The organism is Alkalicoccus luteus (genome assembly GCF_012034335.1).
In the GTDB taxonomy this organism is placed as follows: Bacteria; Bacillota; Bacilli; order Bacillales; family Salisediminibacteriaceae; genus Alkalicoccus; species Alkalicoccus luteus_A.
This window is the reverse complement of record NZ_JAATHJ010000018.1, coordinates 1-21,228: the sequence shown is the minus strand read 5'-3', so window position 1 is coordinate 21,228 and position 21,228 is coordinate 1. Positions and strand designations below refer to the sequence as shown.

The 21,228-nt window shown below is 53.0% G+C and carries 18 protein-coding genes and 1 pseudogene; 13 read left to right on the top strand and 6 right to left on the bottom strand.

Translation table 11 applies throughout. The features are described 5' to 3' along the window. Positions 1–34 precede the first annotated feature (34 nt). The 3 genes and pseudogenes from HCN83_RS18865 to HCN83_RS11670 form a co-directional block, all read left to right on the top strand. Positions 35–466: pseudogene (locus tag HCN83_RS18865) on the top strand (NAD(P)H-binding protein); the annotation flags it as partial. A 243-nt stretch (positions 467–709) separates the two neighbouring features. Beyond that, entirely contained in the window at positions 710–2,551 is a 1,842-nt protein-coding gene (locus HCN83_RS11675) for a M3 family oligoendopeptidase (protein ID WP_425483617.1), read from the top strand. Between the two features lie 111 nt (positions 2,552–2,662). After that, a complete protein-coding gene (locus HCN83_RS11670; RefSeq protein ID WP_168007498.1) occupies positions 2,663–2,971 on the top strand; it encodes a YwdI family protein in 309 nt (102 codons plus the stop codon). Here HCN83_RS11670 and HCN83_RS11665 read toward each other — a convergent pair. Beyond that, on the bottom strand, positions 2,968–3,594 hold the full coding sequence (locus HCN83_RS11665; RefSeq protein ID WP_168007496.1) for a GNAT family N-acetyltransferase: 627 nt from the start codon (positions 3,592–3,594) through the stop codon (positions 2,968–2,970). The genes HCN83_RS11670 and HCN83_RS11665 overlap by 4 nt on opposite strands. A 100-nt stretch (positions 3,595–3,694) precedes the next feature. Here HCN83_RS11665 and HCN83_RS11660 point away from each other — a divergent pair, with 100 nt between their 5' ends. Then, positions 3,695–4,066: a DUF423 domain-containing protein gene (locus HCN83_RS11660; RefSeq protein ID WP_168007494.1), complete on the top strand. Its 372-nt coding sequence runs from the start codon at positions 3,695–3,697 to the stop codon at positions 4,064–4,066. A gap of 1,059 nt (positions 4,067–5,125) precedes the next feature. Here HCN83_RS11660 and hemQ read toward each other — a convergent pair. The 3 genes from hemQ to HCN83_RS11645 all read right to left on the bottom strand — a co-directional run bounded on the left by hemQ (position 5,126) and on the right by HCN83_RS11645 (position 8,630). Then, entirely contained in the window at positions 5,126–5,875 is a 750-nt protein-coding gene (gene hemQ, locus HCN83_RS11655; RefSeq protein ID WP_168007492.1) for a hydrogen peroxide-dependent heme synthase, read from the bottom strand. A gap of 84 nt (positions 5,876–5,959) precedes the next feature. Next, positions 5,960–6,700, bottom strand: a complete 741-nt coding sequence (locus HCN83_RS11650) for an enoyl-CoA hydratase/isomerase family protein (RefSeq protein WP_168007490.1) — start codon at positions 6,698–6,700, stop codon at positions 5,960–5,962. 16 nt (positions 6,701–6,716) lie between these two features. Beyond that, complete coding sequence (locus HCN83_RS11645; protein WP_168007488.1) at positions 6,717–8,630, bottom strand: FAD-dependent oxidoreductase; 1,914 nt, start codon at positions 8,628–8,630, stop codon at positions 6,717–6,719. A gap of 189 nt (positions 8,631–8,819) precedes the next feature. Here HCN83_RS11645 and pta point away from each other — a divergent pair, with 189 nt between their 5' ends. The 6 genes from pta to HCN83_RS11615 all read left to right on the top strand — a co-directional run bounded on the left by pta (position 8,820) and on the right by HCN83_RS11615 (position 16,376). Further along, complete coding sequence (gene pta / locus HCN83_RS11640; RefSeq protein ID WP_168007486.1) at positions 8,820–9,794, top strand: phosphate acetyltransferase; 975 nt, start codon at positions 8,820–8,822, stop codon at positions 9,792–9,794. Between the two features lie 381 nt (positions 9,795–10,175). Next, positions 10,176–10,313 (top strand): hypothetical protein, encoded by a 138-nt coding sequence (locus HCN83_RS11635; RefSeq protein WP_168007484.1) that lies wholly within the window; start codon positions 10,176–10,178, stop codon positions 10,311–10,313. A 586-nt stretch (positions 10,314–10,899) separates the two neighbouring features. Next, the gene (locus HCN83_RS11630; protein WP_168007562.1) at positions 10,900–13,062 is read left to right on the top strand and encodes a malate synthase G; all 2,163 of its coding nucleotides are present in this window, start codon (positions 10,900–10,902) and stop codon (positions 13,060–13,062) included. 70 nt (positions 13,063–13,132) lie between these two features. Beyond that, positions 13,133–13,426, top strand: a complete 294-nt coding sequence (locus HCN83_RS11625; protein ID WP_168007482.1) for a hypothetical protein — start codon at positions 13,133–13,135, stop codon at positions 13,424–13,426. 77 nt (positions 13,427–13,503) lie between these two features. Beyond that, on the top strand, positions 13,504–14,766 hold the full coding sequence (aceA, locus tag HCN83_RS11620) for an isocitrate lyase (RefSeq protein ID WP_168007561.1): 1,263 nt from the start codon (positions 13,504–13,506) through the stop codon (positions 14,764–14,766). Between the two features lie 293 nt (positions 14,767–15,059). Continuing rightward, the gene (locus HCN83_RS11615; RefSeq protein WP_168007480.1) at positions 15,060–16,376 is read left to right on the top strand and encodes a short-chain fatty acid transporter; all 1,317 of its coding nucleotides are present in this window, start codon (positions 15,060–15,062) and stop codon (positions 16,374–16,376) included. A 23-nt stretch (positions 16,377–16,399) separates the two neighbouring features. On the opposite strand, the gene HCN83_RS11610 is transcribed toward HCN83_RS11615, so the two are convergent. Then, on the bottom strand, positions 16,400–17,224 hold the full coding sequence (locus tag HCN83_RS11610; RefSeq protein ID WP_246238210.1) for a lipoate--protein ligase family protein: 825 nt from the start codon (positions 17,222–17,224) through the stop codon (positions 16,400–16,402). Between the two features lie 165 nt (positions 17,225–17,389). On the opposite strand from HCN83_RS11610, the gene HCN83_RS11605 reads away from it, so the two are divergent. Then, positions 17,390–18,694: an HD domain-containing protein gene (locus HCN83_RS11605; RefSeq protein WP_168007478.1), complete on the top strand. Its 1,305-nt coding sequence runs from the start codon at positions 17,390–17,392 to the stop codon at positions 18,692–18,694. Positions 18,695–18,696: 2 nt separating this feature from the next. Continuing rightward, positions 18,697–19,203: a YwgA family protein gene (locus HCN83_RS11600; RefSeq protein WP_168007477.1), complete on the top strand. Its 507-nt coding sequence runs from the start codon at positions 18,697–18,699 to the stop codon at positions 19,201–19,203. Between the two features lie 605 nt (positions 19,204–19,808). On the opposite strand, the gene HCN83_RS11595 is transcribed toward HCN83_RS11600, so the two are convergent. After that, positions 19,809–19,997: a 2-hydroxymuconate tautomerase gene (locus HCN83_RS11595; RefSeq protein ID WP_168007475.1), complete on the bottom strand. Its 189-nt coding sequence runs from the start codon at positions 19,995–19,997 to the stop codon at positions 19,809–19,811. Between the two features lie 145 nt (positions 19,998–20,142). On the opposite strand from HCN83_RS11595, the gene HCN83_RS11590 reads away from it, so the two are divergent. Next, entirely contained in the window at positions 20,143–20,676 is a 534-nt protein-coding gene (locus HCN83_RS11590; RefSeq protein ID WP_168007473.1) for a YwhD family protein, read from the top strand. Positions 20,677–21,228 lie beyond the last annotated feature (552 nt).

Sequence of the window (21,228 nt, the reverse complement as noted above, 5' to 3'; positions counted from 1 at the left end):
AAGGATCATGGTACATTGAACACAGCGTTTAAAAATGACAACGATTGAGGTGACCGAGATGAAAAAAGCATTAGTTGCAGGAGCAACGGGGCTTGTCGGACGACAGCTGACAGAAAAGCTCCTCGAACAGAACACGTATGACAATGTAAGTCTGTTAACGAGAAGGCGTACGCCGTTTCATGATCATGAAAACGTAACGGAATATGTCGTCGATTTCGATGCACTCGAGCAGTACGAAGAGGCGTTTGAAGGGGTAGACGATGTTTTTATCGCCCTCGGCTCAACGATTAAAAAGGCCGGATCGCGCGAAAACTTTATGCAGGTTGACTACTTATATCCGCTGAGAATAGCGGAGCTTGCCAATAAACATAACTGCAGCCGCCTGCTGGCTGTATCTGCCATGGGAGCAGACCGTGAATCGCGCTTTTTCTACAATCAGGTGAAAGGAAGCATGGAAGAAGCGCTCATGGCACTCGAACTGCCGACGCTGCACATCATCCGGCCTTCGCTTCTCACCGGTGAACGCTACGAGTTCAGACTTGGGGAGAAGTCGGCGGAAGTGCTGACGAAGCCTGTAAAAGGCTGGTTGAAAGGACCGTTGCAAAAGCTGGCTCCGATCGAAGCAGCCGTTGTGGCAGAAGCGATGGCGCTGATTGCACAATCAGAAAGCCGCGGTCTGCACGTATTTGAAAACGAAGACTTGCATCGTATCGGGACGGCGGTCCGCGGAGGCGGGGCGTCGAAAGAAGGACGCTACCGTCAAACGTGGAATCTGGATTCCATTTTCAAAGGCGGCAGCGGATCCAAGCAGTTTGCCCAGTTTTTAACGAATACAGAAACAGATCTCTCCACAATGAAGATGAAGCTGGAAAAGGCCGCAGCCAAAGATGCGCCGGATCCGGAAGAGTGGGCCTATGCGATTGAACGTCTGCAGACGGTGGGGATGAAGGTGCGTGAAGTGAATGCTTTCGTCAGCTGCCTGACTGCTCAGGATGTGCACGATAAAGAAGCGCGCCGACTCGGCGGCAAAACAAAGGAGCTTGCTTCGCTCTACCGCCAGCTCTTTTCCATCGTAGACGAGCAGCTGCTTCAGTTTACAGACGCTCAGTGGCACGCCTTCATGGAGCAGGAAAACATGAAAAAAATCGCTGACAACCTGCAGGAGCGCCGCGACCTTGCGAAAGAAAAGCTGCCTTCCGAGCAGGAGCAGCTGATTCAAAAGCTTTCCACCGACGGCTATCACGCCTGGGGCGAGCTTTATAACACGATCGTCGGCCGCATGAAGGTCGATATCCGCGAGAAAGGCATTAAGCGCAGCTATTCGGTCGGTCAGGCGGCTAATAAGTTATCGGATAAGAACCGGGCCGTCAGACGTCACGTGTTCCGTCAGTTTGAGCAGGCATGGGAAAATGAGGCGGAGCTGTTTACCGGCACCCTCAATCACCTGGCCGGCTTCCGTCTCGCATCGTATGAAGCACGCGGCTGGGAGAACGTGCTGAAGGAACCGCTCATGATCAACCGCATGAAGCAGGAAACGCTCGACACGATGTGGGAAACGATTGAACATAATAAATCGCTGTTCACAGAGTATCTCCATCGCAAAGCAGAGCTGCTCGGCGTCGACAAGCTTGCTATATATGACGTCAGCGCTCCGCTCACAAAAGAAGTGCCGCAAGTATCGTTCGATGAGGCTGCTGATATGATCATCGAGCAGTTTGGCCGCTTCAGTCCGGAAATGGCAGCGTTCGCTGAAAAGGCGTTTAAAGAAGAGTGGATCGAAGCGGAGAACCGCGACGGCAAACGCCCGGGCGGGTTCTGCACGAGCTTTCCGATTCGCGAGCAGTCCCGTATTTTCATGACCTATGACGGCTCGGCCTCCAACGTTGCGACACTCGCACACGAGCTTGGCCACGCCTATCATCAGCACGTGATGAACGACCTGCCGTACATGGCACAGGGGTATGCGATGAACGTGGCAGAAACAGCTTCCACGTTTGCGGAAATGATTGTAGCCGACGCATCGGTGAAGCAGGCGTCCTCACGCCGTGAAAAGCTGCAGCTGCTCGATGATAAGTTAAATCGGAGCGTTGCGTTCTTTATGAACATTCATTCGCGCTTCCTCTTTGAAACCCGCTTCTATGAAGAGCGCAAAAACGGACTCGTCAGTCAGGAGCGTCTCAACGAGCTGATGACCGAAGCACAGAAGGAAGCGTACCAGGATTCGCTGAGCGAGTATTCACCGATGTTCTGGGCATCAAAGCTGCACTTCCATATCACCGGCGTTCCGTTTTACAACTTCCCGTACACCTTCGGCTACCTGTTCAGCATGGGTATTTATGCGCGTGCAGCAGAAGAAGGCTCGTCGTTTGAAGCGAAGTACACGGAGCTGCTCCGTGATACCGGCAGGCTGGACGTGGAAACACTTGCCGACAAGCATCTCGGCGAAGACATCACGAAGCCGGACTTCTGGCAGAAGGCGATCGACTTCCTGAAAGAAGATGTCGACACATTTATGAAGCTGTCCGAAGAAGAGCTCAGCAGCAAAAAATAACGAAGCATGAAGCAGCCGTTCCGGGATCGTTCCGGGACGGCTGTTCTGTCTTTCGTTTTGAGCGGGAAAAGAGTAAAATAAGAGCCGGGAACGAAAGGAGCGGAAACGAAGATGGATATACCGGCAAAACTGGTGATTGAAAAGATGGAATCGGAGCTTGCGAAGCTGAAGCAGAGCATGGATGGAGATACAGGCACGTCCTACCGCGATCACGCCCAGTCGTTAAAAACATACTGTGAACTGCTGCTGGAGTCCCAGCACACCGGGACTTACTACAAAGCAGAGCCGGTGCGTCACGCGACGCCAGAGCAGGTTAAGCGTCAGGCTGCTCCGGCGCAAAAGCCGCAGCAGCCTGAAAAGCGCAGCAGCATTTACGATGAAAGCGACGAACCGGAAAGCGACAGCCTGTTCGATTTTTAGCTGCTGTAATCCGGATTGCGCCACTCTACTAGGACGGCATAGTTCCGGGACTCATCGTCTTCGACGTAGTCTGCAAGCGGCTGAACAGCTGTCAGTCCTTGACGAAGCATGAAGCTTAGCACGAGGTCATGGATGCGTCCGGCAGCTACCTCCTGCATGTACTGCTCCGGACGGAGGCGGTCTGCCCATTCGTGGTAGCCGGGAATGCGGCAGCCGGCCGCATAGCGGGCGAGACCGAGCTTCTGAACGAGTTGCTTGCGCTTTTCATAGAGAGCCGATGCAACGCCGCGCCCGCGGTAGTCCGGACGCACGCACACATCGATGCCGTACAGCGTATCACCGTGCGGATCATGCGTTGCGCGAATATAACCATCGTCGGCCACCTCATCCCACGTGTGAGACCCTTCGTGCAGCGTAGTGATGAGCGACGTAGCGGATCCGGCAGGCTCGCCTTTATAAAAAGCGATCATGCCGCCCTCCGGAAAAGTGGCGGTATGTGCTTCAATATGAGCACGAGACCACCAAAGCTCCTCCGGAAACGGAGGCGGGAAGGCTTCCTGCTGAATCAGGAGCAGATCATCAAAGTCATCAATCGTATAAGGCCGGATCTCAATAGAGGACAAACCGTCCCCTCCTTTCATAATCAGTCTGTGTGCCTATTATAGTAGGGAGAAGGAACCTTCGCAAAGGAAAACCTCAGCCAGGAAAGGAAGTTTGGAAGCAATGAAATTATTTTTGATTATCGGAGCGGCCATGTCATTTTTATTTGTCGCCATCGGTGCTTTTGGAGCACATGCACTGGCGGGGAGACTGGAACAGACCGGCTATACCGCCACGTTTGAAACGGGCGTGCAGTATCACATGATTCATGCACTCGCCATCATCGCCGTCGCAGTCCTTACCCAGCATTTATCGTCACACGGTCTGCTGCACGGGGCAGGGTGGGCGTTTACAGCAGGCATCGTCATCTTTTCCGGCAGCCTGTATACGCTGAGCCTTACCGGCATCCGCATCTTTGGCGCCATCACCCCGATCGGCGGCCTCGCCTTTCTCATCGGCTGGGTGCTCATCATTATCGCCGCCATCGTCGAATAAAGAAGGCCTCGGACATATCAGGTGTCATATGTAGGCAGAAAGAGCACGATAGAAGGGGGCTTCACTCGTACGTTCACACAGTTCAACACTGAACGGCTGTGAGGCTCCGCTCGTGCGCTCATGGATCCGGACAGTATGGCATCTTCAGGCTGCGCTGATTCCACAGGCGTCCCCGTGGACACATTGGTGAAACGGATCTACTTCTAGCCGCATAAGGCTTTATTCGAACAGAGATTTCCAGTGAAAAGCCTGTCTCTCAGGCTTTGTTAGTACAGGCAGACTGTTGCCTAACCACAGCGTCAGAACTTCTTCTACTTGAAACACATGTTCGTTTATACGGGTGCTGGAGCTGTAGATGGGCGACTCCGAGAGGATTAGAACGGGGCGAAGATCCATCGCTTCTGACGCGAGGAAGAAGCGATTAGCCGAGCCCGTTCCCTCCGGAAAGCGTCCTGTCGAAGGCGGAAGCAGTGGACAGTACAGATATTCAGAAAAAACATTTTATAAGCATCCTGAAAAGTCTTTCAACTCACATATTTATTCGTTTGGTTGTATTTCCCCTCTGTTTACCGGCGGAAGCTTGCCGTGGGCTGGCCTTCAGCTATTTCTCAGGGTGACCCCTGAGAAAGGATCTTCAGACTGCGCGGCTCCACTGGCGTCTCCGCCGGACACATCGGGAAAACGGCTCTGCTTGTTGGAGAACAACGTCACGACAGACGCGACTGCTTTTTTACGTTTATCATGATTTCCAGGAAGTACGGACACCCCCTATTCAACATCGAAATGTCTTCTATCCTGTATGGAAGCCGATCGTGCATACATAACCCGGCACTTGAAACGCACTGCCAGCTGCCAAATCGAAGGATCTCGACTCCGGGAGGATCAGAACGAGGCGAAGATCCAGCGCTTGCGACAGCAGGAGGAAGCGATTAGCTGAGCCCGTTCCCTCCGGAAAGCGAGTGTCCGCAGATACAGGCAGATGCAACGTTATTCACCGAAAATGACTTTATCAACGATCTGAAAAGGGGCTCATCCGCGATGGATGAGCCCCTTTCTTTTTTACTCCGCTATGCTGAAGTATGGTTTAATATCGCTTTCGTCCATCGTCTGACCGACATAGAAGGTGCCGAAGTCGCCGTAGCGTGCGCTGACTTCGTCGAAGCGCATTTCATATACGAGCTTCTTAAACTGAAGCACGTCGTGGGCAAAGAGCGTGACGCCCCACTCCCAGTCGTCAAATCCGACAGAGCCGGAGATGATCTGGCGTACTTTGCCTGCGTATGTGCGGCCGATCATGCCGTGGCTGCGCATCATGGAAGAACGCTCTTCCATCGACAGCATGTACCAGTTATCATCGCCGTCGCGACGCTTGTCCATCGGATAGAAGCACACGTACTTCCACTTAGGAAGGATCGGCTTCAGGCGCGCCTGAATTTCAGGGTCCTGCTCCGGATCCTTGTCCGACGGAAGGTAGTTACTCAGCTCTACAACCGAGACGTACGAATACGTCGGCGTCGTAAACGCAGCAAGCCGCGTCTTGTTGAATTCATTTTCCAAGTCAATCAGCTCGTCCATCGTCGGGCGGAGCCAGAGAATCATCAGATCCGCTTTCTGGCCGAGGATTGAATAAAGCCCGTGGCTTCCTTCAAACTTTGCCTGGGTATCATCCCATTGTTTTGCGAGCTCCAGGAACTCATTCAGGATGCTGTCGCGCTCTGTTTCACTAAGCTGCTTCCATTCCGCCCAGTTGATTGTGCGAAAATCGTGGTAGCAATACCACCCGTCCAGTGTTTTTGCCGGTTCTGCCATGCTGCTTCACTCCATTTCTTCTTCTGTAAGTAGTCCACCGCTTATTATACCTGTGGGGCGGGGGAGTTCGCAAACAGAGTGAAGTCATCGGCTTTTCTGGATGAACGCTTCAAGTGCCTTCTGATGGGCGCGGGACTTACCGGCCGTGCGCTGCGCGCGCACTTCAGCCTGCAGCGTCTCCTCAAGCGAAGCGGCAGCACCCGTTTTCATATTTTGCTTCATCAGTCCGTAAGCCGGCAGCGGAGCAGATGCGAGCGCCTTGATAAGCGAGTCAGGCCAGCCGATGCCGTTCAGGAGTCCTGATGAGAGAGCTTCCTCGACTGGAATGGTTTTACCCGTTCCAAATTCAATCGCTTTACCGAGTCCGACGAGGCGGGGCAGGAAGTAGGATGCGCCTGCATCCGGGGCGAGGCCGATTTTCAAAAAGCTCAGCGCCATCACGCTGTCCTTTTCCGCGTAGCGAAAGTCACACGCAAGCGCAAGGCTCAGCCCCGCTCCGACGGCCACGCCGTTTATGTGGGCGACAATCGGCTTTTCAATACGTTCCATCAGCAGAACGAGCCGGTTATACGTTTCCTCCAGGTAGCTGCCGTGGTCAAACGAGGCAAGTTCTGTCACCGGAATGCTTTTTAGATCGGCACCGCTTGAAAACGAATCCCCGCTGCCGGTTAAGACGATGACGCGAACTTCACTGTCTTCGTTCGCTTTCGTAAACGCCTGATACAAATCTTCATGCATCTCTTTGTTAATCGCATTTTTTACCTCGGGCCGGTTCATGGAAATGACCGCCGTCTGATCCTGCACCTTATAGTCAACCGTTTTCATCATATAATGCTCCTCTCTAGAGTGCCCGTGCCGTCACGGCCCCATCGTAAATTGCTTTCTTCGCATCCAGTCCGAGCGCATCCTTAGCTCCGCCGATCACGTGTACACGCCGTCCGTCTTCTGACAGCTGTTCCGCCAGTTCATGGTTGATCAGCTGACCGGCCGCGGTGATGACCATGTCCGCCGGAACGAGCGAACTCTCGCCTTCGATTGTAATTCGGATGCCTTCTTTCTCAACTGCTTCATACGCTTCCACGCCGCCTGTCATTCGAATGCCTTTCTGTTTCATTTCCATGAGCGTCGCCCAGCGCGTCGTTTTTCCGATCCCACGTGCAAATGACGTTCCCCGCTGCACCAGGGTTAAATCGCTCACGCCTTTGTCTGCAAGAAACAGTGCGAGATCACAGGCAATCCCGCCGCCGCCAATGATGACGATTTTACCGGAAGGCTGTACCTTTTCATCGAAAACATCCCGGTAGGAAACAGTCCGCTCCAGCCCGATGACGTCAGGCTGTCTCGGAAGAATTCCGGTCGCAATCACGATGTCATCAGCTTCTTCAAACAGCGGATCGGTTCGTTCCAGCGTTTTCCCAAGCTGGACGTCCACGCCGAGCTTATCGAGCTGGACGCGGAAATAGCGCAGCGTTTCGTAAAATTCCTCTTTGCCGGGAATACGCTTGGAATAGTTGAGCTGTCCGCCAAGCTCGGTGCGGCTGTCGACGATCGTGACCCGGTGCCCGCGTTCAGCGGCAACGCGAGCTGTTTCCAGACCCGCGGGCCCTGCGCCGACAACGACGATATGCTTCAGCTCATCGGCACGATGAAGCGGGAGGTCAAGCTCCCGCCCTGCTTCCGGATTCACGAGGCAGGTAGCGGCTTTTCCTTCAAACACGTGATCGAGACACGCTTGATTACAGGCAATACACGTATTAATTTCGTCAAAGCGTCCGTCCTGTGCCTTCGACAGAATAGCGGGATCGGCTAAAAATGGACGAGCCATTGATACGAGCTGTACCGTTCCTCGATTCAGCACTTCCTCTGCATCGCGAGGATTGTTGATGCGGTTGCTTGCGATGACCGGAATCGTGACGTACTCGGAAATACGTTCGGCAACAGGCACGAACTTCATGCGCGGCACCTTCATCGAAATCGTCGGCACGCGCGACTCATGCCAGCCGATGCCGATATTCAGTGCATCGGCTCCTGCTTTTTCAAGCGCCTGCGCCCAGCGGAGCGTTTCCTCCTCTGTCGTGCTGCCTTCGATTAAATCAAGTCCCGACATGCGGTATACGATAGGATAATCAGCACCGACTGCAGAACGCACTGCTTCCATCACGGCTACCGGCAAACGCAGTCTTTTTTCAAACGAGCCTCCCCACTCGTCTGTTCTCTGATTCGTAACGGGAGACATGAATTCATTGATTAAATACCCTTCTGATCCCATAATTTCCACCGCATCAAAGCCAGCTTCCTTCGCTCGCACAGCTCCAGCTGCAAAGGCACCAATCAGCTGCTCGATTTCTTCTGCAGATAACTCTCTAGGCGTATCGGGATTGATCGGCGAGCGGATCGCAGAAGGGGCAACCGGATCCAGGCCGGTCATCTGCTTATACGCGTAACGGCCGGCGTGAAACAGCTGCAGCGCAATCGCTCCGCCTTCTTCATGAACAGCGTCGGTCATCGGCTTCCACCGCTCTGCATCCTCCGGTTTATAAATGGTCATAAAATCGTGTCCACCGCCGCTTCCTTCCGGTGACACGGCCGCGCCGCCGGTGACGATCAGTCCAGTGCCATTTGCGGCCCGGCGCCGGTAAAATTCGGTCAGACGTTCTTCACCGCGGTCAAGCCCTTCCAATCCAACGTGCATCGAGCCCATCATGACGCGGCTTCTCAATGTAAGCGTATTCAATTTCAGTGGTTCAAACAGCATAATGTACCTCCTAGTAAGAAATGACTGAATGTTCATTCATAATACTACCAGTATACAGGATTTTACTTCAGGAGGAACAGTCTGTTTCAGAAAATTAGAACTTTCCTTCGAAAGCCCTTCCAACGTTTTATTTTTCCTGCGGGAACGGGTATGCTAGTACTAATGTGATGAATTAAAGGAGGAATTTCTGTGAGCGACATGTTTACAGATATAAAAGAACAGGTCCGCAGCGCGAATCCGACGCTCGTGTTTCCTGAAGGAACAGACGAACGAATTCTCGAAGCAGCGGTGCGCCTGAAAGCGGAAGGCGTCATGAATCCGCTTCTGATCGGCAGTGAGGAAGACGTGCTTGCCAAAGCGAAAAGCCTCGACGTGGATGCGTCCGGACTGACGATTCTCGACCCGGAAACGTATGAAGGAATGGATGCACTGATCGACGCATTCGTAGAGCGACGCAAAGGAAAGAATACGCGCGAGCAGGCAGCAGACATTTTGAAGCAGCCAAACTATTTTGGCACGATGCTCGTATATACGGGAGAAGCTACCGGTCTCGTGAGCGGTGCGGCCCACTCGACAGGTGATACGGTGCGTCCGGCTCTGCAGATCATTAAAACAAAAGAAGGCGTGAAGAAAACCTCCGGCGTTTTCGTCATGGTGAAAAACGACGAGCGCTATATTTTCGGTGACTGTGCCATCAATATTGCACCGGACGCCGACGACCTCGCCGAAACAGCGGTAGAAGCTGCGAAAACAGCAGAAGTATTCGGAATCGACCCGAAAGTAGCGATGCTGAGCTTCTCGACAAAGGGATCTGCCAAGAGCGAGGAAACAGAGCGCGTCGTGGAAGCAACGAAAAAAGCGCAGGAAAAAGCGCCTGACGTTACCGTTGACGGTGAGTTTCAGTTTGACGCAGCGTTTGTCGCGAGCGTAGCCGAGAAGAAGGCACCGGATTCCCCGCTGAAAGGGCAGGCGAACACGTTTATTTTCCCAAGCCTGGAAGCCGGCAACATCGGCTACAAAATTGCTCAGCGCATGGGCGGTTATGAAGCAATCGGACCGATTCTCCAGGGTCTGAACAAGCCGGTAAACGATCTTTCACGCGGATGCAACCAGGAAGACGTCTACAAGCTGGCCCTCATCACCGCGATGCAGGGACTTCAGTAATTAAATAAAGGCATCATCAGAGACGAGCCGGGCATCACCGGCTCGTTTTTTTTAGTCTGGGTTCAGGCTGTTACTTTTACGCGTCGCTCAGAGTGTAGATAAAGTATTTTTAGGGGAATAACGTTGCATCTGCCTGTATCTGCGGACACTCGCTTTCTGGAGGGAACGGCCTCAGCTAATCGCTTCTTCCTTGAGTCAGAAGCGCTGGATCTTCGCCTCGTTCTGATCCTCTCGGAGTCGAGATCCTCCGATGTCGGAAGCTGACAGTACGGTTCAAATGCCTGGTTCTGATTGGCACGAGCTTGTAAGATGCAGATGGAACCTTTATTTACGCGACGTTTCTATGTGGAATAGGGATACCAGTACGTCATCGAATTTACCATGAAAGTAAAAAAGCAGTCGCGTCTGCCTATCGTGACGTTCTTCTCCAATAAGCAGATCTATTTCCCCGACGTCTCCGGCGGGGGCGCAACAAGCAGCCTGAAGATGCCGGGCTGTTCAGATCTGCGAACGGCATGAACGTACGAGCGAAGCCGGACTGTGTCTTGAAGACTTCTCGCGCGAAGCCGTGCCTTTCTTCCATTCAAACAGGGGCACCCTGATTAATAGCTGAAGACAAGCCCACAGCAGGCTCGGTAAGCAGAGGGGAAATATCACCAAACGAATAAACATGTAAGTAAATTGAATTTGTGAACAGCCTGAGACGAGCCGGGCATCACCGGCTCGTTTTTTTGTTGGTGGCAGAACCGTTCAGACTGTTACGTTTGCGCGTCGCTGTGCTACTTTATTCGTTATAACGATCTAAGCTGCCGGAGCTACGTTGTCCCTTCGTAAAGCTGCTTTTTGACGGTGATAAGTTCGTTTCAGCCGGCGTTAAGTAGCAATTGCCTCAAGTTGTACAGCTTTGGCCACAGGATTCGCAGCCAGTAAACGCACCTCCTGTACTACAACAAGACGGATCAACTTTTTTTCTTAGAGCCCCAAGCGTTTTCGTGCTTTCCTGTAAAAAATATTCAAAAAAGTATTGCAATCTTTATCTGTTGTTATACAATAAGACACATGAAAACAAACTGTTATAAAACAGATGCAGTTTTTGAAGGAGGTTGTGATGAAAACGGTCAGAATTGGAAGTCTTCGCGTACATCCAAAATTGAAAGCGTTTGTAGAAGAAGAGCTCCTGCCAGGAACGGACATCAGTCCGGATACGTTCTGGGAAGGAGCAGGCAGGCTCATCAACGGCCTGAAGCCGGAAAACGAGCGGCTCCTTGCTGAAAGGCGTTCGTTTCAAAAGCAGCTCGACAGCTGGTATGAAACACACGATGCGACAGAGAATCAGGAAGGGTACTTAAGAGAGATCGGATATTTGGAGGATGAACCGGAACCGTTCACTGTCGGAACTACCGGTATCGATCCGGAAATTAACAAGCAGCCGGGACCGCAGCTCGTCGTTCCGCTCAGCAATCCCCGCTACGTGCTGAACGCAGCGAACGCGAGATGGGGCAGCCTGTATGACTCCCTTTACGGCTCCGATATTCTGCCAGAAGATGACGGCAGGGAGCGCGGGACCAGCTACAATCCGAAGCGCGGCGAAGAAGTCATCCGCTACGCAAAGAAGCTGCTTGACCAGCATGTGCCGTTAACAGAGGGAAGCCATGCAGACGTTCAGCGCTACCGGATTCGCAATGGCAAGCTGGAAGCAGAGCTTACAACCGGAGCAGCGACACTCGCAGCTGATCAGCTGAAAGGCTGGCGCGGGGAAGAGGAAGAGCCGGAAGCGATTTTGCTGGAGCACCACCGGCTCCACCTGGAAATCCAGATGGACCGGAACCATCCGATTGGAAAAACCGATGCCGCTGGTGTAAAAGATATTTTAACCGAGGCGGCCATCACGTCGATCATGGACGCAGAAGACAGCGTCGCTGCTGTTGATACAGAAGAGAAAACGGCGGTGTACAGAAGCTGGCTCGGACTGATGAAGGGAACTCTGGAAACGTCCTTTGACAAAGGTGGAAAGACGGTAACGAGAAGGCTTAACGAAGACCGCACGTATCGATCTCCATCTGGTGAAGATGTGACGCTTTCCGGAAGAGTCCTGATGCTTGTCCGCAACGTCGGTCATTTGATGACGACGGACATGATTACCCTCGAAGATGGCAGCGAGGCGCCGGAAGGCATCGTTGACGGACTGGTGACGGCAGCCGCAGCGCTGCACGACTTGAAAGGAAACAGTCCGTTTCGAAATTCGGCCGCAGGCTCAATTTACATTGTGAAGCCGAAGATGCACGGGTCGAGAGAAGTGGCATTTACGAATCATTTAATGACGGAAATCGAAAAACTTTACGGGCTCGCGCCTAACACGATCAAAATCGGCGTGATGGACGAGGAGCGCCGCACGTCGCTGAATCTGCGCGCCTGTATCCGTGAAGTAAAAGACCGCATCTTCTTCATTAACACCGGTTTTCTGGATCGGACGGGCGATGAAATTCATACGTCCTTCCGTGCCGGGCCGATGATTCGCAAAGCAGAGATGAAAACGAGCAGCTGGCTCGGAAGCTATGAAGAACAAAATGTGTCATCCGGACTGCGCGTGCATCTGCATGAGCGGGGACAGATCGGGAAAGGCATGTGGGCCATGCCGGATGAGATGAAGCTGATGATGGAGCAGAAGGACGGACAGCTTCTCGCCGGAGGAAGCACCGCCTGGGTCCCGTCGCCGACGGCCGCCGTGCTGCACGCCTTGCACTATCATCAGGTAGATGTGCAGGACGTCCACCGCAGCAAGCTCGAACAGGAGCCGCCGCAGTCCAGAATGCTGGAAGTGCCGGTTGCATCGGATCGCAGCTGGTCGGATGATGAGATTCAGGGAGAGCTTGAAAATAATGCCCAGGGCATTCTCGGCTACGTCGTCCGCTGGGTGGAGCACGGCATCGGCTGTTCAAAGGTGCCGGACATTCACGGCACGAACCTGATGGAAGACCGGGCGACGCTGCGGATATCCAGCCAGCACATCGCCAACTGGCTCGCCCACGGGATCTGCACGGAAGACCAGGTCCGCCAGGTGATGGCGAAGATGGCAGCCCTCGTCGACGAGCAGAACGCGGATGATCCGGAGTACCGGGCGATGACAGATAATCTGGAGAAGTCAGATGCATTTCAGGCAGCACTTGAACTCGTGCTTGAAGGAGGCCGTCAGCCGAACGGATACACGGAGCCGATCCTTCACCGGCGCCGCCGTGCATTTAAGGAAAGAATGTATGTAAACCAGTAACAGCCGCCGGTCGGGGGGAGATTCCCCCGGGGACCGGGCAGGATCTTATTTCAGAGAGGGGTAGAGGAACATGCTGACTAAACAGCGTACGACAGCAACGGAATTGGTCACGAAGTGGATTGATCAGCAGCAGGAAAAAGGAAGGACAGCAGGGGAGCTGCATCAGACGATGTTCGTCTACGGTGATGATGTGATGCAGGTGGAAGTGGATGAGAATAACAAATTGCACATAACGGACCGGACGCCGCATCAAGTCGTCGTCTTCCGCAAAGCGGAGCCGGAGCCGGGTCACATTTGCCGATGCTGCTCAATGGAATATGATCATGAAAAAGATGCCCTGCACTGCTGCGCGTATATCGACTGATTTTTTATGGATCAGTTGTTATATAACAAAATAAATAAAATTATTCTGTATAGTACAGAGAAGGAGAGTGGATGGATATGACAACACGTGAGGAGCTACTTAACCAGTGGAACACAGAGCGATTTGAAGGGGTGGAGCGTCCGTATTCGCCGGAAGAAGTCATGAAACTTCGCGGATCGGTAAAAATAGAGCATACGCTGGCAAGAATGGGAGCGGAACGACTGTGGAAGCTGATGGATGAAGAAGACTACATCAACGCGCTCGGCGCCCTTACCGGGAACCAGGCAATGCAGCAGGTGAAAGCTGGTCTGCAGGCGATTTATTTGAGCGGCTGGCAGGTTGCAGCTGACGCCAATCTTTCCGGACAGATGTACCCGGATCAGAGTCTTTACCCGGCTAACAGCGTGCCGAACGTCGTCAAAAAAATCAACCAGACGCTGCAGCGCGCAGATCAGATCCAGACGGCTGAAGGGGAAGGCGACACGCACTGGTTTGCCCCGATTGTGGCGGATATGGAAGCTGGCTTCGGAGGGCCGCTGAACGTATTTGAACTGGCGAAGCAGATGATCGAAGCCGGCGCAGCCGGCGTTCACCTGGAGGACCAGCTTTCTTCCGAAAAGAAGTGCGGACACCTCGGCGGGAAAGTGCTTCAGCCGACACAGGTAGCGGTGCGCAACCTGATCTCTGCACGACTTGCAGCTGACGTGATGGACATTCCGACGATTATCGTTGCCCGTACCGATGCGAATGCAGCGAACCTGATTACGAGCGACATCGACCCGGCTGACCATGAATTCCTGACTGGCGAACGGACGCCGGAAGGCTTCTACCGCACGAACCCGGGTATTGACCAGGCAATTGCACGAGGACTTGCCTACGCTCCTTACGCTGACCTCATCTGGTGCGAGACAAGTGAGCCGGATCTCGATGAAGCCCGACAGTTTGCAGAAGCGATTCATGCGAAATTCCCTGGTAAGAAGCTCGCTTACAACTGCTCCCCTTCCTTTAACTGGAAGAAGAAGCTCGACGATGAGACGATTGAAAAGTTTCAGCGTGAGCTCGGCAAGATGGGCTACAAGTTCCAGTTCGTTACGCTTGCCGGCTTCCACGCGCTGAACCACAGCATGTTTGAGCTTGCACTTGATTACAAGGATCGCGGCATGGCAGCATACTCCAAGCTGCAGCAGGCAGAGTTTGCGTCTGAGAAAGACGGCTACACGGCAACCCGCCACCAGCGCGAAGTAGGAACAGGCTACTTTGATGAGGTGTCCCAGGTTATTTCCGGCGGAACCTCTTCCACGCTGGCCCTGGCCCAGTCTACAGAGAGCTCCCAGTTCTAAGTGTTATAAAAAAGAATCGTGAAGCGGCGCCGGGCTCGACCGGCGCCGCTTTTTTCAGAGAGTGGATAAAGTGGTTTTAGGTGAATGTCGTTGCAACTTTCTGCATATGCGGACACTCGCTTTCCGGAGGGAACGGAGTCAGCTAACCGCTAGAGGGGTTTTTCAGCATGATAAAAGAAAATAGAGGAGTCGCTGCCCCGACCGAGAATATGTCAGGCAGGGACCGCTTTTTTCAGCGGTCTTTTCGCTGCGCTTATTTGTAAGCGCTATCATATACATAGGAGGAATACACCATGAACATGCTTACGTCTTTTTCCACCCGGCTGATGCAGCGCTATTTGCCGGATCCTTACTTATTTGTGCTCGTCCTGACGCTCGTCGTGTTCGGCATGGGGCTCGTGCTGACGCCGAGCACACCGGTAGAGATGGTCGTTTACTGGGGTGAGGGCTTCTGGGATCTGCTGGAGTTTGCGATGCAGATGGTGCTCGTACTCGTTACAGGCTACGTGCTCGCGAGCAGCCGTCCGTTTAAAAAGGGGCTGGATCAGCTGGCGCGGACAGCGAATACACCGGGGCAGGCAATTATTGTCGTCACGCTCGTCGCGCTTCTTGCAAGCTGGATTAACTGGGGCTTCGGGCTCGTGATCGGCGCACTCTTTGCCAAGGCGCTCGCTCGCCGGGTTGCGAAGGTGGACTACCGGCTGCTCATTGCCAGTGCGTACAGCGGCTTTATCGTCTGGCACGGAGGACTTGCCGCGTCTATTCCGCTGACGGTAGCCACGCCGGGTCATTTTACAGAGGATATTGTCGGCATCATTCCGACAGGGGAAACCATTTTCGCTCCGTTTAACCTGATGATCGTAGCCGCATTGTTTATTACGGTTCCTATTCTGAACCGGTTTATGATGAACGAAAAAGAAGCCGTGTACGTTGATCCGAAGCTGATCGAAGAAAAAGAAGCAGAGGAAAAGCCCGATCCGTCGGAACAGACGCCGGCGCAGCGGCTTGAAAACAGCAAAATGCTCTCATTGATCGTCGGCGGGATGGGACTTGTGTTTATCGGCTACTACCTGCTCACCGCCGGATTTGATTTAAATCTGAACATCGTAAACTTCATGTTTCTGTTTCTCGGTATTCTTTTTCACGGAACGCCGAGCCATTACCTTGCCAGCGTGGCAGAGGCAGTGCGGAATGCCGGAGGGATCATCATTCAGTTTCCGTTTTACGCAGGTATTATGGGGATGATGGTTGCGTCAGGGCTTGCCGTCCAGTTTTCTGAATGGTTCGTATCGTTGTCGACAGAGGTCACGTATCCGCTGTTTGCCTTTTTAAGTGCGGGGATCGTGAATTTCTTCGTGCCGTCCGGCGGAGGCCAGTGGGCGGTACAGGCACCGATTATGCTTTCCGCCGGGGAATCGCTCGGCGTTGATCCCGCAAGGACCGCCATGGCTGTGGCCTGGGGAGACGCATGGACGAATATGATTCAGCCGTTCTGGGCTCTCCCGGCGCTCGCCATTGCCGGTCTCAGCGCAAGGGATATCATGGGCTTCTGCATCTGGGTGCTGTTCCTGAGCGGTGCCGTCATCGGACTCGGACTCGTTTTTCTCTAACGATAACAAAAGGCTGTTCCCGGTTAGCGGGACAGCCTTTCGTTTCGTTTTTTCATCCGCTCCAGGTGATAGCGGTAGCGCTCTTCTTCATGCTCGCTCCATTCGAACTCCGGGAGCCGGCCGCGTCCGAGTGTGTCGTGAAGCCGCCTGGTTACGTCCTCATTAGTCAGCGGTTTCTCCATGAGTTCGGCTAGCGATGCCATGTCTTGCGGCCGGATTGACGGATAGCTGTAGCGGACATCGCCGCCACGGGCAGCGGTATCGTAAAAGCGGCGGATGACACTCGCTCTCTCCGCACCGCTTCCACTTACGGCGAGATAAATTTGCACCGCGATGCCGCCGCGGATGCGGCGCTGGGAGATTCCCGCGAATTTCCGGCCGTCTACGCTCAGATCAAACCGGCCCGGGCAGTAGGAGGCGGGAATTTCCCCATCGGCAATACGTGTCCCGAGTTCCGGAAAGAGACGCCTCGTCAGCGCGACCATCGTCTCATAGCCGCGGTCGATCGTAAGTCCGCGCTCTTCGGGAAGGATGAGTGAAATATTGTAAATGCCAGCGTCCAGCACCACTGCCAGTCCGCCTGAATTTCGGACGATGACGTGGTAGCCTTCGTCCATCAGCTGGGCAATTCCCTTTTCAATAGAAGGAAGGCGGCTGTCCTGAATGCCGAGTACGATCGTGCGGTCGTGCACCCATGTTCGTACAAAGCCGCTGTTTTCGCGGCTTGAAGCCGCTTCGCAAAGCGTATCATCCATCGCAAAGGAGTGGATCGGATCGAGCTTGAGCCCGGTGACGGATTCGTCGACGAGCTGCCATGACCTCGTTAAAATCGATTCTGTATCAGTCAACGTGATTCGTCCTCTCTCATCAGTTTCCGCCGCTCATTATACCATAGGATGTGTGAAAAACTCATTGTCGGGACAGGCGGGGAACGATACAATATAACATGTCTAACAAAAGGGGTTCCAGGGAATAAAGCAGCAAGGGGAAATTGGAGTCAGGGAGGATACAGCATGGAGTACGATGACGGTCAGCTGACAGAAGAAAAAGTATTTAAAGATCCGGTACACCGATACATACATGTCCGTGACGAACTGATTTGGAAACTGATCGGAACGCGGGAGTTTCAGCGGCTGCGGCGGATCCGGCAGCTTGGAACGACCTATGTCACGTTTCACGGTGCCGAGCACACTCGGTTCAACCATTCGCTCGGCGTCTATGAGATCATGCGCCGCATGGTAGAAAATCTGGAAAAGAAAATGACGTGGGAGGAAGAAGAGCGGCTCGTCTGCCTCTCTGCGGCACTGCTGCACGATGTCGGACACGGACCCTTCTCTCATTCCTTTGAGAAAGTGTTTGAGACCGATCACGAAGAATGGACGAGGCGAATCATCCTCGGTGATACGGAGATCAACCGCGTGCTCCTCACGATGGGAGATGCCTTTCCGAAGAAGGTGGCGGACGTAATCGCGAAAACGTATGACAATAAGCTGATTGTCAGCCTTATTTCCAGTCAGATTGACGCCGATCGGATGGACTACCTGCTTCGGGATGCGTTTTATACGGGCGTCAGCTACGGCCAGTTCGACATGGAGCGGCTGCTGCGCGTCATGCGTCCGGGAGAAGACCAGGCGGTGTTTAAGCACAGCGGCATGCACGCGGTGGAGGATTACATTTTAAGCCGCTATCAAATGTACTGGCAAGTGTACTTTCACCCGGTCACGCGGAGTGCCGAAGTGATTTTAAGCAAAATCTTAAACCGGGCCAAAGCATTGCTCGCCGATGGATACGCCTTCCGGCTCGATCCGTATCACTTTCGTTCGCTCTTTCAGTCGACAATGACCCTGGAGGAGTATATCCGCTTGGATGAATCAATCATCATGTATTATTTTCAGGAATGGATTCAGGAAAAAGACGCTATTTTACGCGATTTATGCGGTCGCTTTATCGACCGGCATTTGTTTAAATACGTCGAGTGCGACCCGAGCGAGCAGCTGAAAATCTGGCCTGAGCTGAAGCGGCTTTACAATGAAATCGGACTCGACCCGGACTATTATCTGGTGATTGACTCGTCATCGGATCTTCCGTATGATTTCTACCGGCCTGGAGAAAAAGACGAGCGTATGCCGATAAATCTGCTCATGCCGGACGGCTCTCTAAGGGAGCTGTCGCAGGAGTCGGACATCGTCGAAGCGATCTCCGGCAAAAAGCGAACCGACCATAAGCTTTATTTTCCATACGATCTATTAGCGGACCAGCGTGAATACAAAGAAGAGAAGCAGCGGATATTAGAGCTGCTGCATCAACAGGGGGGATAATTGTGCTGCTTGAACATGCCAAGCTGCTTGCCATGCTGAAAAACACAGGCGGCATCGCAGGCAGGAAAAAGCTTCAGAAGATGGTGTACATCGCCAAGCGGATGAAGCAGCCGTTTCGTGAAAAATTCCAGTTCCATATGTATGGACCTTATTCCGAGGAGCTCACGCTGCAGGTAGAAGAAATGTGCAATGCATCGTTCGTGGAGGAAGTCAGGGAGAAGATCAGCGGCTACTATCAGTACCGATACAGCCTGTCGGACAAAGGAGAATCGTTTCTGCAGGCCGTGCTGGAGGAAGAGGAACCGATCGATTCGCAGCTGATGCAGGAGCTGAACGACTGCTCGTCAAAATTTCTTGAACTCGTCTCGACGGTGCTTTATTTCGATGAGCTTCCGCGTCAGCAGGTGGAGGAGAAGATTCACCGGCTGAAAGCGCGCCAGAATTACCAGGCAGCGGACATTGAGGAAGCGTACACGTTTATTGAGAAACTGAAGCAGCGTTCCACCTAAAAAAGAGCCGGCCCGGATTCACTCCGAGGCCGGCTTCAGGCTGTTGAAAAAGTCTTTCAACTTACATGTTTATTCGTTTGGTTGTATTTCCCCTCTGCTTACCGAGCCTGCCGTGGGCTGGCCTTCAGCTATTTCTCAGGGTGACCCCTGAGAAAGGATCTTCAGACTGCGCGGCTTCCACTGGCGTCTCCGCCGGACACATCGGGAAAACGGCTCTCCTTGTTGGAGAATAACGTCACAACAGACGCGACTGCTTTTTTACGTTTATCATGATTTCTAGGAAGTACGGACCCCTCTATTCAACATTGAAACGTCTCATCGGGAAGGTTCTATCTGTATGGAAGCCGATCGTGCGGACCTAACCAGGTACGTGAAACGCACTGCCAGCTGCCGACATCGGAGGACCTCGACTCCTGGAGGATCAGAACGAGGCGAAGATCCAGCGCTTCCGACAGCAGAAGGAAGCGGTTAGCTGAGCCCGTTCCCTCCGGAAAGCGAGTGTCCGCAGATACAGGCAGATGCAACGTTATTCACCGAAAATGACTTTATCAACAATCTGGAGCCGGCCCGGATTCACTCCGAGGCCGGCTTTGCTTGCCTGTTCGTTACACGTTATCGCTCGCTCGCTGACCGCCCTGGCCGTAGTTGGCCGGATTCATCTCTTCAATGACAACGGTGACCCGCTCAGGCGGAGCCTGGGTCGTGCTTGTGACAGCTTCTGTCACCTTTTCAACGAGTGCCTTTTTCTGATCATCTGTGCGTCCTTCGAGCAGCTGTACGGTTACAATCGGCATCAGAATTCCTCCTTTAATAAATGTGCGTTCCCCTGTAAGTATACGGCAAAGCCCAGAGGAAATCACATCATCAAAGTTTTCAGGAAATCGACCGGATGTGATAAACTGAAACGAGACACACGTGGAATAAAAGGAGGCGCCTTACATGAATGAAGCAGACCGTAAGAAAAATGAGAAAATCAAAAAAATGAGCGGCAACTTTAATATTTTATCGAATGACTCAACAGACGGACACGGCGGTTACGGAGTTGGAACGATCAACCTGAATAACATGACGCCGGTTTTCATCGATCCTGCAGAAGGAAAAGCCTTTATCGATATGGGAGCGCTGCACGCTCGCAGTGAAGTAGAGAAGCGGATTAAGTTTTTAAAAGATAAAACGGAAGTGCCAAACGGCAAGCTGTACTGGCTCGTCTGGGTGACGGTGGAGCATCTTGACGGCAAGCCGGCCTATACGGGTGTCGGCGCCTGTGAAATGATCGTGGACCGCTCCATTCGACGCGGCTATAAGAGCATGCCCGAGCACGTCAATAACATGGATAAATCCTTAAAAGGAAAAATCGCCGTTGAACAGATGGACGACGCATCCAAGATCGTACTGCGTGATTTCCTAATTGAATTCAACAAGGATTTCTGGGAAGCATCATCTGATGAACTGAAGGACGGGCTCCACACGTAACGAAGTCAGGCTGCTCCGGGATTGATTTCCGGGGCAGCTATTTCATGTGCGACGCGGGTAAGCAAGCCTTTGACATCGTGTGGAACATTTGTTTGTGAACATACTGTGAACGGTGCCGGAATCGCTTGCGAAATGCCGGTAGTATCTAGTAAACTAGGGAACACACGCAACATACTAAGACAGGAAAGTAGACGAAGGTGGACCCACACACATCCCTTTCGTCTGTTTTTCTGTTTACAGACAGAAAAAAGCGGATCCCGTCTCATCGGGATCCGCTTTTCAGAATGTTGATAACGTCATTTCAGGTAAATAACCTTGCATCTGCCTGTATCTGCGGACACTCGCTTTCCGGAGGGAACGGGCTCAGCTAACCGCTTCCTCCTGCTGTCGGAAGCGCTGGATCTTCGCCACGTTCTGATCCTCCTGGAGTCGAGTTCCTTCGATGTCGGCAGCTGGCAGTGCGTTTCAAGTGCCTGGTTATGAATGCACGATCGGCTTCCACACATATGAACCTTCCCTATGCGACGTTTCGATGTTGAATAGGGATGCCAA